Origin of the sequence: Ferrovum sp. JA12, assembly GCF_001431705.1 — a bacterium.
Taxonomy (GTDB): domain Bacteria; phylum Pseudomonadota; class Gammaproteobacteria; order Burkholderiales; family Ferrovaceae; genus PN-J185.
Window position 1 is genome coordinate 337,033 of sequence record NZ_LJWX01000001.1, and the last position, 15,091, is coordinate 352,123.

Below are 15,091 nucleotides of genomic sequence, written 5' to 3' on the forward strand. Positions count from 1 at the left end.
GCTTTCCTGCAAAGTAGAAATGTCCGCTTTTGCTGTTTCCCTTGCGCTACGGTGTTGCGCGCTGCCCGTCGTGGGCGGATTTGCCGACGGGCATTTTTCTCCAGGGGTGATTGGCTGCAGGCTTGTGTCCGGTGTTGCGCCGAGTCAGTGCCTTGTCGACTCGTGCATTGACCGATTTGCCATCGGCCACCGCCGACTGTCGTTCCGGTTTGTCCATCACGCTGTATGTCAATTCGCGTTTTCTCCAAAGCAGTTCACACGTGCCGTCAAAGTGCCGATGCACCGTCACTTTCGCGCCCCGTAGTCCCAGACCCGTGCCCGTCGTTTCGACCTGCAGCAACTGGTTTTCATGCTGGCAAGACAGGTTTTTTGAGAGCGTTTTCGTTACTTGAACCGACAGGGTGCGCATCAGGCTGGCGGGTGTTCCGGCATAGGCCAGGTGCGCGTCAGACGGGTCTTTGGGCGCGACCGCAAAGCGCCTGTTGAAGTCCTCGATATAGCCCGGCAACCACGCATTGGCCTCGTCCATGTTGTTGATGCCGGCCAGTCGCATTTCCTTGACCAGCCTGTCCTGCAAGGTCTGATTGGCGCGTTCCACGCGTCCTTTGGCCTGCGGGCTGTGCGCGTGGATGCATGCGATTCCCAGCTCGCGCGCCGCACGCGAGAATTGTGTTTCGGCCTCCGGATCGGACTCCTTGGCGTTGATGCGGAAGATGCTGTGGCGGTCAGAGTACAACGCCGCAGGTACGCCGTGCGCCAGAATATGATCGTGCAACACCTGCATATAGTCCAGCGTGGTTTCGCTCGGTGCAAAGCGCAGTTGCGTCAGCCGTCCGGTAGCATCGTCGATGAATACCAGCAGAGTGCAATATTCGCCGCGGTCTTCAAACCAGTCGTGGGGGCTGCCGTCGATCTGGATCATCTCGCCGAAGCGGGCGCGACGCTCGCGCATCGGGTGTGCGCATATGGAGCCGCCTTTCCTGGGGTGCCAGTGGCCCGCCTTGATCATTAGCTGGCGCGTGGTCTCGACAGACAGATTTACCTCATGCAGTTCGGCCAGCTTCTCGCAGGCCAGCGTCGGCCCGAAGTCGCTGTAATGCGCGCCAATGAGATCAATGGCCATCGTGCAGATGGCATCGTCCAGCCGCCGATTCGATGCCTTGCCGCGCTTCCTGCTGATCAGTCCGGACAGCCCCGCTGCCTGATAACGCCGGGTCAGGCGGCGCACCTGGCGGGTAGTGATACCCAGTCGCCGCGCGGCTTCCTGTTGGTCGATTTTGCCCTCTGTCAACAGATCCAGCATCTGGGCTCGCTTCACTTCTTTTTGACTCATGAGTTTGTCCATCTTCAAAATATCCGCCACTGTTTCTAACAGCGTGAGTTTAACTACCAGCGGACATTTCTATTTGGGAGAAACCGGACATTACTACTTTGCGCTAACATATCTCATTAAGGTGTTATTGCTTCAACTCACCCTGTGTTAAAATATCTAAAAGCCGCAGTAGCTCAGTCGGTAGAGCAACGCACTCGTAACGCGTAGGTCACCAGTTCGATTCCGGTCTGCGGCACCATTAAAAAACAGGCTCTTCTCTAACATAATTTCTAGGTAAATTTTAAATTTAATTAATAGTTTTTTCAATTACCACCATAATTCATTTCTGAAATTATCACTTTCCAGACTAATTACACCATAGTTTTCATGTATTCAGGGCCATTTAACGATTTGATTCGGCTCATAGATTACACACTCCGCTAAAAGCGATTGGTTCCAGCCTAAGCCTTCCCCGGGCAATACTAGCGAGTATGCAATCCACTTTTTTGCTTTGGCAAAGTCTACTACCTCCTTAAGAATCTTGTTCTCTAGATCCTTTCTCCCTAAATCTTTTTTTAGTTATTTTATCCGTTTGACTACTTCCTAAAGCTTTTCTAGCAAGCACCACTGTATTGTTCGCCGCTGGCCACCAATGATCCTTATAAAGAAGCTTTACACCACTGAAAGAGTTGTGCGGGGGGAGGCTAAGTTCACGAGCTACCAGAGAGACGGGACTCCCTGGTTCGTTGATCTGTTTAACTACTTCAAGCTATTGCTCTGGTGTCCGACGTCAACCCGTCAACGTCGCTGGGCTTTGGTAACCACCTACTAATTTAGTAGTTCATGAATTAGCCATGTCCCTAGCCATAGTCGTATTTCTAGTCAATAATGTAAGGAATACTGGCAGGGCTGTCATTCAGAGGGTGTTTACTGACAAGTTAAAGGTAAACTCTTTATAAGAGCTTATATTGAATTACTTAGATAAATATCATAAGGATTAATCAATGTTCAATTGGTAAGAAAGTCCATAAATAATACTAACCTTATATATAACTATTGATGGTTATTTTGAAAAGACCGACGTCTTGTTTCGAAATACTGATCAGCCACCGCCTTTTGTTCAGAGGTTAAATGACTATATAACTCATTAAATCTCTCTGTAATCAAGTTCAAATGATGACTCAGGTTATTAATTCGTTGTAAACGTGCTGCAAAATACTGCGGAGCGGTGTAAATGTCTTGTTGATTTTCTTGCTTTAATAATATTTCATTACTCTTAACATTATCTAATATACTTTGACGATAGCCCTGCCAGTACGTTTCTTCATCTTGGGTTATTGCTAATTTATTTTTTAACACATCAAGACGATCACTTACTCTTTGATAGTGGGTTGAAACAGGCAACGACGTAGCTTGGGTCATTACCGTTGCAAACAATGCGGCTACTAGACCTACACACAGAAGTTTGGATATTAACCCTAAGATTTTGAGTTGCTTCATACTTAATTAATCTCCATCCATGTCACCGAAACCGCCGAATCCGCCAAAGCCACCAAACATACCCATTTCAGGTGGTCCAAACATGGGTTCCATACCCATCATAGCCCCTGGTTCTGTAAAATCTGGAGCATCAGAGAAACCTGGGCCACCCATATATCCGGGGCCCATATTCATCCCTGCGCAACCAACCAATAGGCTGAAAATGCTCAAAAACAGGACAAATCGGAAAAATTTGATCTTCATGTGATTATTCTACTTATTAATTCCGTTACCAAAATTAATAAAGTGTAAATTAAAATATTATTGTTTTTGATGGGGCATTTTAAAATGATGTGTCTTCAGTTCCTCACAGGGATCGGTACGGTCCTGTGCTGGCACAAAATAAACCTGGTTAAAGTCATTCTGTGGCTCATTATCATCATTGCCCTCTTCCATCACAGCAACAGAAATAATCTTAGCTTGAGGATCAAACTCTCTTAACCAAAAGGGTACTGCCAAATCATTTCTTAAATGGCCGTTACCGGCCACAAGTATGATGGGTAAATGAGAGGCATGATGGGCGGCAACCAAGGATGTTGCCATCGTTTGATCGCGTCTTATTTGTGCCTCTGCCATTGGCGCGATCATGTCTTTGGGTAGCATATTACAATGACCTCTTTCTACTCGACTGTCCATCTCCTGAGTCATAGTTGACGTCCAATCAGGAGGCAGTCCCACTTGCCCCTCTTGCCCCATCATGATTTTCATCATTTCAGGCTGTGTTAAGTTGGTGGCCACTACAGGCATTTTATTGGTGAGGGCCAAATTAAATAACGGTGCGTAATAAGGCCAATGCCATCCTTTGAAGGCAAAATTGCCTGATTTAGCTAGCGCTCTTAACTGTGCATCTGTATAAGGAGAAGGCTCTTTCAGTAAAGTCTCCTCTTCAGTGTTGATTGCTGGTTGATTGATCGCATCCAACTGCTCAAAGGCCAAGGCGAAACCCTTGTTTTTAATCAACTCCTTAATCCATTCCAACCTTAAGGCATGGCCTCCTTGGTTGTCGTGTACCTCACCAAGTAAAATATAATCAGCTTGCCCCCAACTCGCTATAGTCTTGTTATCGGGTCTTTTAGGAGACTCCCCTTGACTTGATAAACTGATTATAAGTAAGCACGCAATAAGCCAATAACGTTTCATGGGGATATCCTTTGCTAAAAATTAACTGTAGTCAACTATAGAGCTCAAATTTGACTGATTGGTTCTAGTGGGTTTTTAAAACCTGCTCTTTAGTTCCTAAAATAAGATAAATAGACATTAATGTAGGCAGTGCTAACAGAAAATAAACCCATCTAAAGGCTTGCTTTGAAGCCAATTCAAACACCATCAGGTCATGACCACTCCCCAAGGGTAACACCATAAACTGCTTAATCATATCAATACCCATTTTTTGCTCGAGAGGTAAATAATATTGTAATAAAGCTAGAAGAACACTCGACAAAACAGATACGCCAATGGTGGCTCCCATGGAGCGAAATAAGGCCGTGGTGGCTGTGGCAATGCCGATTGTGTGTTTAGGTACAGCGTTTTGAACGGCCACTAACGTAGTTGGGAACTGCCCACCAATGCCCACTCCCGACATAAATAAGGCACTACACAGTAAAAATGTGTCCTGTGAAGCTATCCACGCCACACTCATCATGCCAAGAAAGGCGATACATTGGCTCATTAGCTGAATGACTTTGTAATGTCCTGTTCTGGACATCAATTGCCCACAGATAAACGCACCACATGGTACTGATAACGATAAGGGTAAGAGACGCCAAGCCGTGTCACTGGCTGTCATGGCGTTCACCATCCTAAGCTCTAAGGGAACCATAATCGTCAAAGTAAGGATTTGCATAAACGCCACAAATAACACCCGGATACCCACAGAGAACTCTCTGACATCCAGTAATGACAAAGGGATTACAGGCTCTTTAGCATATTTTTCTGTCACCACAAAGAGCACTGTACCCAATACAGACACCGCAATTAAAATCACTATGGTTTGCGTAATACGACCATATTGGCCAAGGAGTGTAAATGCGGTTAACAAGGACAGTAAAGTTAAAGTTAACAAGGCTATACCTAACCAATCTATTTGTTTTTTGATTTTAGGGATAGGTAGTACCTTTAAGGCTCGTCTTGATATAACCAAGGCCACTAAGCCGATGGGTAGGTTAATCCAGAAGATATAGCGCCAAGACAGTGCATGAGTTAACGCACCACCAAAGAGTGGCCCAATAACACTGGCGACGGCATACATACCACTTATGTAACCTTGGTAGCGCCCCCTCTCTCGAGGAGAAATCACGTCAGCCACGGTGGCTTGAGCGAGAGAAATCAAGCCCCCTCCACCGAGCCCTTGAATTAACCTAAACACCACTAGCATCAACATACTTTGCGATAAGGCACAGCCCACTGAGGTCACTAAGAAAATCACTATTGACCAAGTCAGTAAATGGCGACGCCCGTACAGGTCAGAGAACTTACCGTACAGGGGAGTAGCTAGCGTCGAGGTTAACAAGTATCCTGAGATTACCCAAGAGAGCCATTTTATATCGGCAAACTCATGGGCAATATTAGGTAGAGCAATACTCACAATAGTCTGATCTAGAGCTCCCAGAAAAATGGAGAGAATAAGACCGGTGATAATGGAGCGTATTTGTTTTTCTGTGTATTGATGCAAAGTAATCCAGTGTTCAGTAATGTTAAGGTTCCAATTGGGTTATCTTAGTCAACCTGACACCCAACGTATGACCAAAGAAGTAAATAACTCTAGAGGCTACTTTATTAACCAGTCATTTGAGCGCTATACCTAAACAGGCCATTTAACTATTGCTTCAAACAACTAAACTCTTTATTCTCAAAACTGACATGACATATTTGTTGAACTATGCCCTGTGCATCCTTAACAATAAATTGAGGTGCATTGCTTTCTTCAGTATAAATCAGATAACCAAATTGCTGATCATTCACCTGTTTTTTAATATGCACTCCGGTCTCTACCGCGTAACCAATTAAATTGTTCTCAGGAAAACGATCCTCAAGTTGCGTCCCTCCCATCCCCGATACCACATTGATGGGTAAATCAGGTTCTTGATAATTACTGATCTCAAAAGTATGGATATGCCCCTGTAAAAATAAATCAAATTGACCCATTAGCGGTGGCTGTATTGCAGTTTTTTGTATGGCCTGATACACCTCATAAGTGCCCCCATTCCAAGCCAATAAACGACTATAGGCGTATCCTAATGAGGGATGATGCAATAATAACCAATGCTGGTAGTGGGGTTTGAGTAGCCTCTGTAACGCTGCCATTTTCTGAATAAATTGAGACAAGTTCAAATCTGGATGGGCTTCTTTAATCTCAGCAGAATCAAATATCAGCCACTGTGTATGCTGATTAATGACAACAGAATAAGGGTTATCTATCACAGTCTCTCGCTTATTGATACAAGCTTGCCCTGGGTGGTAAGGATAGGGATCAAAAAAGCGATACCACCCTTTACCAGCGCGCTGACAGGATTCATGGTTACCGCGCACCAACACCATGGGTACACTGGCCATCATTGCCTGCATAGGCTGAAATACGTCCGCTTGCCAACTATCCCAACCATAACCATGTACGCTCCCTTGGCAGCCTAGAGTAATACAACGACTTTCTCGATAAAGATAGTCTCCCACATGGATTAACACATCGGGTTTATCCTTGACTATGGCGAGGGATACCTGCTTCAGTGGCCATTTGGCAACATCATTACAGGCTTGATAAGCAAAAGGGGCTTTGATTCGGCAACCCGTGTCACCGATAATGGCCACTTTTTTAACTGCCGAAGGTAAATGAGGGAGCAGCCGACCGTCCAACATCAGGCGGGGGGTATTGGTTGGCCAGTTGAGTTCACATACCGCAACTGGAAAAAATGATTGATTTTCTGAGTATTGGGAATTGTTTTCTTTCCCTACCCTTAAGGTCATGGGATAGGAAGTCACTCCTGAGTTAAGAACAGGACAAGTGTTGTTATCTACAATGGTTCTCACAATCTCTTGATTATTTGGTCCCACCAAAACATAACTATAAAGATTTCTTGCTAATACGTGGCTGCAGGTGGTTGTAAGGATAACCAAAAGAAAACACCGCGTCATTCTTCGATAATTAAAATACAACATAACCTCTACCATTTAATAAGATTAATTTCACCATGATCCCTGTTGAGTTGTAATCATTCTGCTCAGAATCCCTTACTGGGTTTCTTAATAAGCATAACTTTTAATTATCTACAATACTATACAAGATATGTGACAGCTAAACTAAACAACCCGGTATTCTACACACCATGATAAACAGTTGGACATTGAACAAAATGACAAGAAATTCGTCTTAATATAAGTATTTCGTTAAAAAAAGTAATCAATTTAAAAGCAAGATATATTGGTATCCCTTAGCTTTTAGAGTTAATCTAGTTAGTTTCCAAATCAATAGAGTTGCTATCATGCCTTTCGTGAGCCTTGACCCTACCACTGAACAATTACTCCAGAACTTTACGACCCTCCATTCTAAAGATATTCACACTCAGTTATCTCTCACCCATCAGACACAAAATGAATGGAAGAAAACCCCTTTCGCTGAACGCGCTCTACTCTTTAAGCGCCTACATGACACTCTGTTAGCAGAACGCGAGGAATTAGCTGTACTGATGACCACTGAAATGGGTAAACCTATTAAAGAAGCCCGCTCAGAGGTTGAAAAGTGCGCTCAACTGTGTGTGTTTTACGCTGAGCGCGGTGCTCAGTTTCTGGCAGCGGAAACACTGATTAAAGAAGCGGATGTGGTGGCTGAAATCAACTATTTCCCCTTAGGACTCATCTTTGGCGTTATGCCATGGAATTTTCCACTTTGGCAAGTGCTGCGTTTTGCAGTGCCCGCCATCATGGCAGGTAACGGCGTTGTTTTTAAACATGCTCCTAACGTACCGCGAAACGCTATTAAAATCATTGAACTGTTTGTTAAATCCGGTTTTCCTGAAAACTTAATCAGTCATTTAATGATTGAGGATGATAAAGTCAAAGAAGTGATTGATAGTCCCCATATTCATGCGGTGACCGTGACAGGCTCTGACCGTGCAGGGCGAGCAGTGGCTGCCCTCTCTGGCGCCGCCTTAAAAAAGTGTATTTTAGAGCTGGGCGGATCAGACCCTTTCGTGGTGTTGGCTGACGCAGATCTCTCTTGGACCCTAAACCAAGCCATGATCTCCCGTTTTACTAATGGTGGACAAGCCTGTATTTCTGCTAAACGCTTTATTGTGGTGAAGGAAGTGTATGAGTCCTTTAAGGCTCAACTCGTGGCACTCACCAAAGAGCTCACCATGGGTAACCCCTTGGATGAGGATGTCCGTATCGGTCCACTTGCGCGATCCGACCTACGCGATCAACTGGCTAAGCAGGTTGCCTCAGCCCTTGAACATGGTGCAGTAGCCTTAACTGGCGCCAACATTCCTAATAGAACAGGGTGGTATTACGAACCCACCGTCTTGGAGAATGTGACCACTCACTCCCCCGTATGGAAACAGGAGCTGTTTGGCCCTGTAGCGATTTTGATGCAAGCAGATAATGAAGAGCAGGCTCTTGAACTTGCTAATGATACTCCCTATGGTTTGGGTTCTAGTGTATGGTCAAAGGATACGGAGCGCGCTCGCCATCTCGCCGACCAAATTGAAGCTGGAGCCACTTTTGTGAATTCCCTGGTGCGCTCAGATCCCCGAGTCCCTTTTGGGGGAACCAAACAATCTGGTTTCGGCCGGGAACTCTCTGCTCATGGCATTAGAGAGTTCACTAATATTAAAACCCTTTGGATTAAGTCGCTTTAGTACCTAAAAAAAGTTGATAAGCAGGATTTTGTGTTTCCTCTACATAAGGGTAGCCCAGCCCAGTCAAGAACTGTTGAAATGCCTTGTTTTCTAGTGGTGGTACCTCAAGGGCTACAAGTACACGACCGTAATCGGCACCATGATTACGGTAGTGAAAAAGACTGATATTCCAGTTTTCACTCATATTATTTAAAAAACGAGTGAGTGCACCAGGTCTCTCGGGAAACTCAAAACGATAAAGTCGTTCATTTTTAACCCGCGGAGCGTGTCCTCCCACCATATGACGCACATGGAGTTTAGCCATTTCGTTATCCGTTAAATCTACCGACTCAATACCGTGCTCTTTTAGATTGTTAAATAACTGCAGTTTTTCCAGTTGATGCATAATGCTAACGCCCACAAACACATGGGCCTCGACAGTCTCAGCAAAACGATAGTTAAACTCAGTAATCGCTCGCTCACCCAATAAATCACAAAAGGCTTTAAAACTACCAGGCTCTTCTGGAATGGTGGCAGCAAACACTGCCTCCCTTTGTTCACCAAGCTCTGAACGCTCTGCGATAAAACGCAGTCGATCAAAATTAATGTTGGCGCCACAAGCAATGGCTATGAGATGTTGCGCCTTCAGTTTATCGCGCTTGACCACCTTCTTCATGCCAGCGATGGCTAACGCACCAGCGGGCTCCAGAACGGCTCTGGTATCGTCAAACACATCCTTAATGGCGGCACAAATTTCATCGGTTGAGACCGTAACAATTTCATCCACCCATTCCTTACAGAGCTTAAAGGTTTCCACACCTACTTGACGCACAGCCACGCCATCGGCAAAGAGCCCCACTTGATCCAGCTTCACTCGTCGATTCGCCTCCAAAGACTGGCGCATAGCATCCGAATCAATGGGTTGTACTCCGACAATACGGATCTCAGGACGCAATCGTTTAACGTAAGCCGCTACCCCTGAAATGAGTCCTCCCCCTCCGATAGCCACATAAATGGAATGAATAGGTTTAGAATATTGACGCAATATTTCCATGGCGATGGTACCCTGACCTGCAATTACCTCAGGGTCATCATAGGGATGAACAAACGTATAGCCTTTTTGTTGAGCGAGTTTTAAGGCGTGATCATAGGCTTCTGAATAGGATACTCCACTTAACACCACCTCTGCCCCGCGGGCTTTGACTGCATCAATTTTTATAGAGGGAGTGGTCACGGGCATCACGATTACAGCCCGCATCCCCAAACGCTGCGCAGAGAGGGCAACGCCCTGAGCATGGTTCCCTGCACTGGCCGCAATCACCCCTTTTTTAGCCTCTTTGAGCGTCAGAGAAACCATTTTGTTATAAGCGCCCCGTAACTTAAACGAGAATACTGGTTGCATATCCTCTCTTTTCAGTAATACAGTATTATTTAATCGGTGACTTAAATTGGGAGCTTCCTGTAGCGGGGTTTCAATGGCCACATCATACACGCGTGTGGCATTAAGTATTTTTTCAAGATAATCTATTTTCATTTATGACCAATTTGTCTCAATAATCCTAAGTATATACGCAGAAGCTTAATACGATTTAAGGAAGGCGGGCAATTAATTTAGCAACGTTCAACTTTAATCTGTTGTTTATTTATTTTCTTTGCTGACTCGGTATGTTGGATTATTTACTGTGAAAACGCCCTTGATTTAAGACGTAAAAACCATTGGGCGCCTGATGAGCCCTGTGGCCATAAAAAAATTCCCTCAGTGTTTCTTCTTCCGTTATTGTGCCAGCCAACCGTATTTGTTCAGCATTCTTAACCACCGTGGCGCATTTCGCAGAACCATTAAGTCCTTATAATTGACGACGGAATCCTTGTATATGGTTTGCCCTTACTCAGCATGGCATAGATGCTTCTAAGCATTTTGTGGGCCAAGGCAATAACTGATTTTTTGTAGCCCTTGCGTGCCTGGAAGGACTCAAATTTTGCCTTGAGCCCGCTTCGGGTTTGTGCTGCCGCCTGTGCCATCGCGCAGAGTAGCCGTTTGAGCCACAGATTACCCTAGCGAATACGATCTTTTACGCTTACTCCTGTTAAATAAACTGAAGCGGCAGATCATGGGTGGCGCCCGGCTCAACAGCCTCTCCACGCACTGCGTGGTGGCTCTGTTTACTGTAGGCTGTAAGCTTCTTGTGCAGCATCAAACTATCTGGAGTACGAGTGAGCCTGGGTGAGTTATGTTAGAGATCGCCTGGGCCTTCGAAAAAATTACCAACCTCAGCCATCCAGGATCTGTTTCGTTAGAATAGCGGATAAATTCATCATCCAACAGCCTCTGCCTGAACGATGCTTTCATTCTCCGATAGGTCGGATGGTCTTCATATGTGTCAGAACATGATGAAGGCTGATTGTCACTAATTTTTAATCAAAAAAACATTGAGAAGTAGGCAATGAACGGCTATTCTGAGTGACAAGGAGAGAGGAAATCATGACTCAAGATGAACTAAAACAATTGGCCGCCAAAAGGGCCATCGACTATGTTCCAGATGATGCTGTTATTGGCGTCGGTACAGGATCAACCGTGAACTTTTTTATTCAAGAGCTCGCTAAAGTTAAGCATCGTATTGAAGGGGCAGTATCGAGTTCAGAGAACTCTACTAAATTACTGAAGGCGGCCGGAATCCCAGTCTTTGATCTAAATAGCGTGGATGAATTACCCGTTTATATTGATGGTGCCGATGAAATTACCGAACACTTTGCTATGCTTAAGGGAGGCGGCGGTGCCTTAACCCGTGAGAAAATCATTGCGGCCGTGGCCAAACGCTTTGTTTGTATCGCCGATGAAAAAAAACTGGTACCACTATTGGGTCAATTTCCACTGCCATTAGAGGTGATCCCCATGGCGCGTAGCTATGTGGCCCGTGAAATAGTGAGACTAGGTGGTCAACCGGTCCTTCGAGAGGGTTTTATAACAGATAACGGTAACATCATTTTGGATATTCACCATTTATCCATCATGAATCCAGTCAAACTGGAGGACGAAATTAATGCTTTGACTGGGGTAGTCATGTGCGGTCTCTTTGCTAAACGCCCAGCAGATACTCTTATCTTAGCAACAAGTACCGGTGTTGAAGTAAGAGAACGTTTAGCATAAAGATGGGTCTTACTAATATAGTCATTATCACTTTTATATGTTGCTCACACTGATTAAGAGGTAAGCCTATGTCAACCACCCTACACACAATTAAACAGTTTGATGTGGAATTGGAGGCGGTTCGCGCTAAAGTTCTAGAAATGGGCGGCTTAGTTGAAGAACAGATTGAAAAAGCCGTTGAATCGCTGCATGAGGGTAATTTAATTCTGGCTGATCATGTGATCAGTGAAGATCATCATGTCAATGCTCTGGAAGTGGGTATTGATGAAAACTGTACTTTTATCATCGCCCGACGTCAGCCCGCTGCCAGTGATCTGCGTCTCATTATTGCCATCATTAAAACCATTACCGACTTAGAGCGTATGGGCGATGAGGCAGAAAAAATTGCCCGTATGGCTAAAATGATCCATACCTCCGACCGATTGATGCATAACCGTCCTGTAGATTTACGTCATGTGGCTCACTTGGCCGTTGATATGTTGCGTCGCGCACTAGATTCTTTTGCGAGACTCGACGCCAATAGCGCCATGAAAATCTTACGTGATGATTTAGATGTAGATGAATCTTTTCGTGGGATTTTGCGTCAACTAATCACCTTCATGATGGAGGATCCACGCACCATTTCCAACTCTATTGAACTGTTGTTTGCAGCCAAAGCCATTGAGCGCATTGGAGATCATGCGAAAAATATTGCTGAATACGTTATTTTTCTCGTCAAGGGTAAAGACGTTCGTCATACCTCTGTTGAGGAAGTCGAAAAGGAAGTCTCTCTTCCTTTCTAAAACCAATCAAGCCTTAGGTGGAACATAACCTGAAGCCACTTCAGCTCCGTCACCAAAGAAATGGGCTTCCATTTGCTTTGAGAGATAACTTCTTGCGGAGGCCTCAGCCAAATTCAAACGATTTTCATTAATTAACATGGTTTGATGGCGCACCCAACCAGCCCAAGCCTCTTGCGAGACTTCGTTATAAATCCTCATACCAAGGTCTCCTGGGTAGGGGGGACGCTCTAATCCTGGCGCTTCTCTTTTTAACTTAACACAATTTACCATTCTCACCGTCATAGTCTTTAATCCTTTAAACCAATTGTTTAACAAATACTTTCGAGCGTCGTTGATAATTATAAAGCTCCTGCTTTTTCTTAGGTAACAGATCAAGGGTGGTCTCAAGAAAACCTCTTTCCACAAACCACTGACCCGTTCGCGTACTTAATAAAAAGAGTCGCTTAATACCCATACTTTTTGCTTGAGACTCAATATATTTCAGTAACTTATCCCCTCGGCCAATATTTCTAAAACCAGGGTTAATAGCGAGGGCAGCGAGCTCAGCCGACCCCTCTTCAGTAAAGGGATACAAGGCGACACATCCTATAATCTGCCCTTCATACAGCATCACAAAGAAACGGTGAATCTCAGATTCTAACAGCGAGCGGTTACGTTTAACGAGAACACCGTCCGCCTCTAACGGCTCAATAAGACGCACTAAGCCTGGAATATCATCTGCTGTAGCAGGGCGCAACACATCATGCATATCGCGCGTCACCATGGTACCGATACCCTCTCGAGTGAAGAGTTCCTGAATAAGTGCTCCATCCACGTGACGACTAATCAAATGAGTTTTTGATACCCCCTGTTGACAGGCGCGCACAGCACAGGGAAGAAAAAAGGCCACATCTTCCGTTAATAGCGCGGCCTGTTTAAGTAAGCTCTCCGCTTCCACAGCGCTCATCTCAGAGAGAGTTTCTCCTTGAGTATTGACTACGCCAGGAGTATCAGTCATAAAAATGAGTTTATCCGCAGACAGAGAAATAGCCGTAGCAGTGGCCACTTCTTCCACGGTCAGGTTGTATAGCTCGCCTGTTAAGGAATAGCCTAAGGGCGGCAATAAAACAATTTCCTGATCATCCAATCTGCGCCTAATGCCCACCGCATCCACGCGGCGTACCACTCCCGTATGCTGGAAATCCACTCCATCCACGACACCAATTGGACGAGCCATCACAAAGTTCCCACTGGCTATACGAATAGAGGAACCCGCCATAGGGGAATTGGCTATCCCCATGGACATTTGTGCCTCTATTTCAAATCCCAAGGTAGCAGAGGCTTCGATCACACACCCTAGAGCATCAGGATCAGTGACACGAATTCCTTTCACATAACGTGGTTTAAGTCCCTTTTGCTGAAGACGCGCCTCAGTTTGAGGTCTTACGCCATGCACCAATACCAAACGCACACCTAAACTTTGCAGAAGATTCAAGTCGTGGGTCAGGGCAATGAATTTACCATCCGCCACCACTTCTCCACCAAAAGCAATCACAAAGGTTCGATCACGAAAGGCATGGATATAGGGTGCCGCAGAACGGAACCAATTTACAAAAGAGTCAGTTTTATACATACCCATGATTATAATCATCATTGCCGAATTAGGTATATAAACTCTTTTTGACAGTTAACGGTTACACCTAACCCTCGGTAAGGAATGCAGCCTACAAAGCATTCACCCTCTCTTTTAGCTTACTCAAAAATCTCCCCATAAAAGCTCTGCACAGGCAAGCGCTGCTAATCCTGCGCTCTCCGTTCTAAGTATTCGAGGACCCAGAGCCAAGGGGATAAATTGATGCCTAAGTAACTTATTTTTTTCCTCTTCACTAAACCCTCCCTCAGGCCCCACCGCAAAGACTACAGACTCACCCTGTTGATAATCTATGGTGGATAAAGAAAGTGTTGCCTGTGGATGGAGCATGAGGCGCTTTGGGCTAGAGAGTTGGGTCAGCCAACTCTCTAAAGCCTGAGGAACATGAATAACTGGAAGATGATTTCTACCGCTTTGCTCGCAGGCGCTAATGGCAATATTTTGCCAGCGCTCAGAGCGTTGTTGTGCTTTGTCTTGAGACAACTTCACTTGAGAGCGCTCTGTGACTATGGGCATGATTTCTTTCACGCCAAGCTCTACCGCCTTTTGAATGACCCAATCCATTTTGTCATGATGAATGAGCGCTTGGGCAAGAGTGAGATGAAGAGGCGACTCACGATTAACGAGTTGTTGTGATAAAAGCGCCACTTCAGCACTATGTTTTTCAATGGCCACCAACCGCGCGGAATGCTCAACACCCGTTCCATCAAAGAGAGTGAACTCATCGCCCACCTTTAGCCTTAGCACTCTTACAGCATGATGAAATATCGTCTGTGGCAGTTGCCATAATTGACTGGCTGGAATAGGGACTGAACTATAAAAACGAGGCATAATCAATGCATACCCTGAGCA

At 45.2% G+C, this 15,091-nt stretch carries 13 protein-coding genes, 1 tRNA gene and 1 pseudogene; 4 read left to right on the forward strand and 11 right to left on the reverse strand.

Features of this window, described 5'->3' with window-relative positions:
* Positions 1 to 46: 46 nt before the first annotated feature.
* Entirely contained in the window at positions 47 to 1,333 is a 1,287-nt protein-coding gene (locus FERRO_RS01905; RefSeq protein ID WP_152975674.1) for an ISNCY family transposase, read from the reverse strand.
* Positions 1,334 to 1,495: 162 nt separating this feature from the next.
* On the opposite strand from FERRO_RS01905, the gene FERRO_RS01910 reads away from it, so the two are divergent.
* Positions 1,496 to 1,571, forward strand: a tRNA-Thr gene (locus FERRO_RS01910).
* Positions 1,572 to 2,365: 794 nt separating this feature from the next.
* Here FERRO_RS01910 and FERRO_RS01915 read toward each other — a convergent pair.
* The 5 genes from FERRO_RS01915 to FERRO_RS01935 all read right to left on the reverse strand — a co-directional run bounded on the left by FERRO_RS01915 (position 2,366) and on the right by FERRO_RS01935 (position 6,874).
* Positions 2,366 to 2,812, reverse strand: coding sequence for a Spy/CpxP family protein refolding chaperone (locus tag FERRO_RS01915; RefSeq protein ID WP_056929174.1), 447 nt, complete (start codon positions 2,810 to 2,812; stop codon positions 2,366 to 2,368).
* 6 nt (positions 2,813 to 2,818) lie between these two features.
* Positions 2,819 to 2,986, reverse strand: a complete 168-nt coding sequence (locus FERRO_RS10150; RefSeq protein ID WP_160318082.1) for a hypothetical protein — start codon at positions 2,984 to 2,986, stop codon at positions 2,819 to 2,821.
* Positions 2,987 to 3,112: 126 nt separating this feature from the next.
* Complete coding sequence (locus FERRO_RS01925) at positions 3,113 to 3,991, reverse strand: ChaN family lipoprotein (protein WP_056929176.1); 879 nt, start codon at positions 3,989 to 3,991, stop codon at positions 3,113 to 3,115.
* A gap of 64 nt (positions 3,992 to 4,055) precedes the next feature.
* Positions 4,056 to 5,522 (reverse strand): MDR family MFS transporter, encoded by a 1,467-nt coding sequence (locus FERRO_RS01930; RefSeq protein WP_160318083.1) that lies wholly within the window; start codon positions 5,520 to 5,522, stop codon positions 4,056 to 4,058.
* A gap of 146 nt (positions 5,523 to 5,668) precedes the next feature.
* A complete protein-coding gene (locus FERRO_RS01935) occupies positions 5,669 to 6,874 on the reverse strand; it encodes a metallophosphoesterase family protein (RefSeq protein ID WP_160318084.1) in 1,206 nt (401 codons plus the stop codon).
* Positions 6,875 to 7,326: 452 nt separating this feature from the next.
* Here FERRO_RS01935 and FERRO_RS01940 point away from each other — a divergent pair, with 452 nt between their 5' ends.
* Positions 7,327 to 8,700: an NAD-dependent succinate-semialdehyde dehydrogenase gene (locus tag FERRO_RS01940; RefSeq protein WP_056929179.1), complete on the forward strand. Its 1,374-nt coding sequence runs from the start codon at positions 7,327 to 7,329 to the stop codon at positions 8,698 to 8,700.
* On the opposite strand, the gene ilvA is transcribed toward FERRO_RS01940, so the two are convergent.
* Together ilvA and FERRO_RS10400 are read right to left on the reverse strand one after the other, a co-directional pair.
* Positions 8,687 to 10,213, reverse strand: coding sequence for a threonine ammonia-lyase, biosynthetic (ilvA, locus tag FERRO_RS01945; protein ID WP_056929180.1), 1,527 nt, complete (start codon positions 10,211 to 10,213; stop codon positions 8,687 to 8,689). The two genes, FERRO_RS01940 and ilvA, sit on opposite strands and share 14 nt — an antisense overlap.
* A 240-nt stretch (positions 10,214 to 10,453) precedes the next feature.
* A pseudogene (locus tag FERRO_RS10400) lies at positions 10,454 to 10,734 on the reverse strand (IS110 family transposase); the annotation flags it as partial.
* Positions 10,735 to 11,161: 427 nt separating this feature from the next.
* Here FERRO_RS10400 and rpiA point away from each other — a divergent pair.
* Both rpiA and phoU read left to right on the forward strand, forming a co-directional pair.
* Positions 11,162 to 11,827 (forward strand): ribose-5-phosphate isomerase RpiA, encoded by a 666-nt coding sequence (gene rpiA, locus FERRO_RS01955; protein WP_056929182.1) that lies wholly within the window; start codon positions 11,162 to 11,164, stop codon positions 11,825 to 11,827.
* A 68-nt stretch (positions 11,828 to 11,895) separates the two neighbouring features.
* Complete coding sequence (gene phoU / locus FERRO_RS01960; protein ID WP_056929183.1) at positions 11,896 to 12,609, forward strand: phosphate signaling complex protein PhoU; 714 nt, start codon at positions 11,896 to 11,898, stop codon at positions 12,607 to 12,609.
* A 6-nt stretch (positions 12,610 to 12,615) separates the two neighbouring features.
* Here the strand turns inward: phoU and FERRO_RS01965 are convergent, their stop codons facing one another.
* The 3 genes from FERRO_RS01965 to FERRO_RS01975 form a co-directional block, all read right to left on the reverse strand.
* Positions 12,616 to 12,891: an oxidative damage protection protein gene (locus FERRO_RS01965; protein ID WP_056929184.1), complete on the reverse strand. Its 276-nt coding sequence runs from the start codon at positions 12,889 to 12,891 to the stop codon at positions 12,616 to 12,618.
* Between the two features lie 13 nt (positions 12,892 to 12,904).
* Positions 12,905 to 14,227 carry an amino-acid N-acetyltransferase gene (gene argA, locus FERRO_RS01970; RefSeq protein WP_056929185.1) on the reverse strand — a complete coding sequence of 441 codons (1,323 nt, stop codon included), beginning with the start codon at positions 14,225 to 14,227 and terminating at the stop codon, positions 12,905 to 12,907.
* A gap of 117 nt (positions 14,228 to 14,344) precedes the next feature.
* Positions 14,345 to 15,070 (reverse strand): 16S rRNA (uracil(1498)-N(3))-methyltransferase, encoded by a 726-nt coding sequence (locus FERRO_RS01975; RefSeq protein WP_056929186.1) that lies wholly within the window; start codon positions 15,068 to 15,070, stop codon positions 14,345 to 14,347.
* Positions 15,071 to 15,091 lie beyond the last annotated feature (21 nt).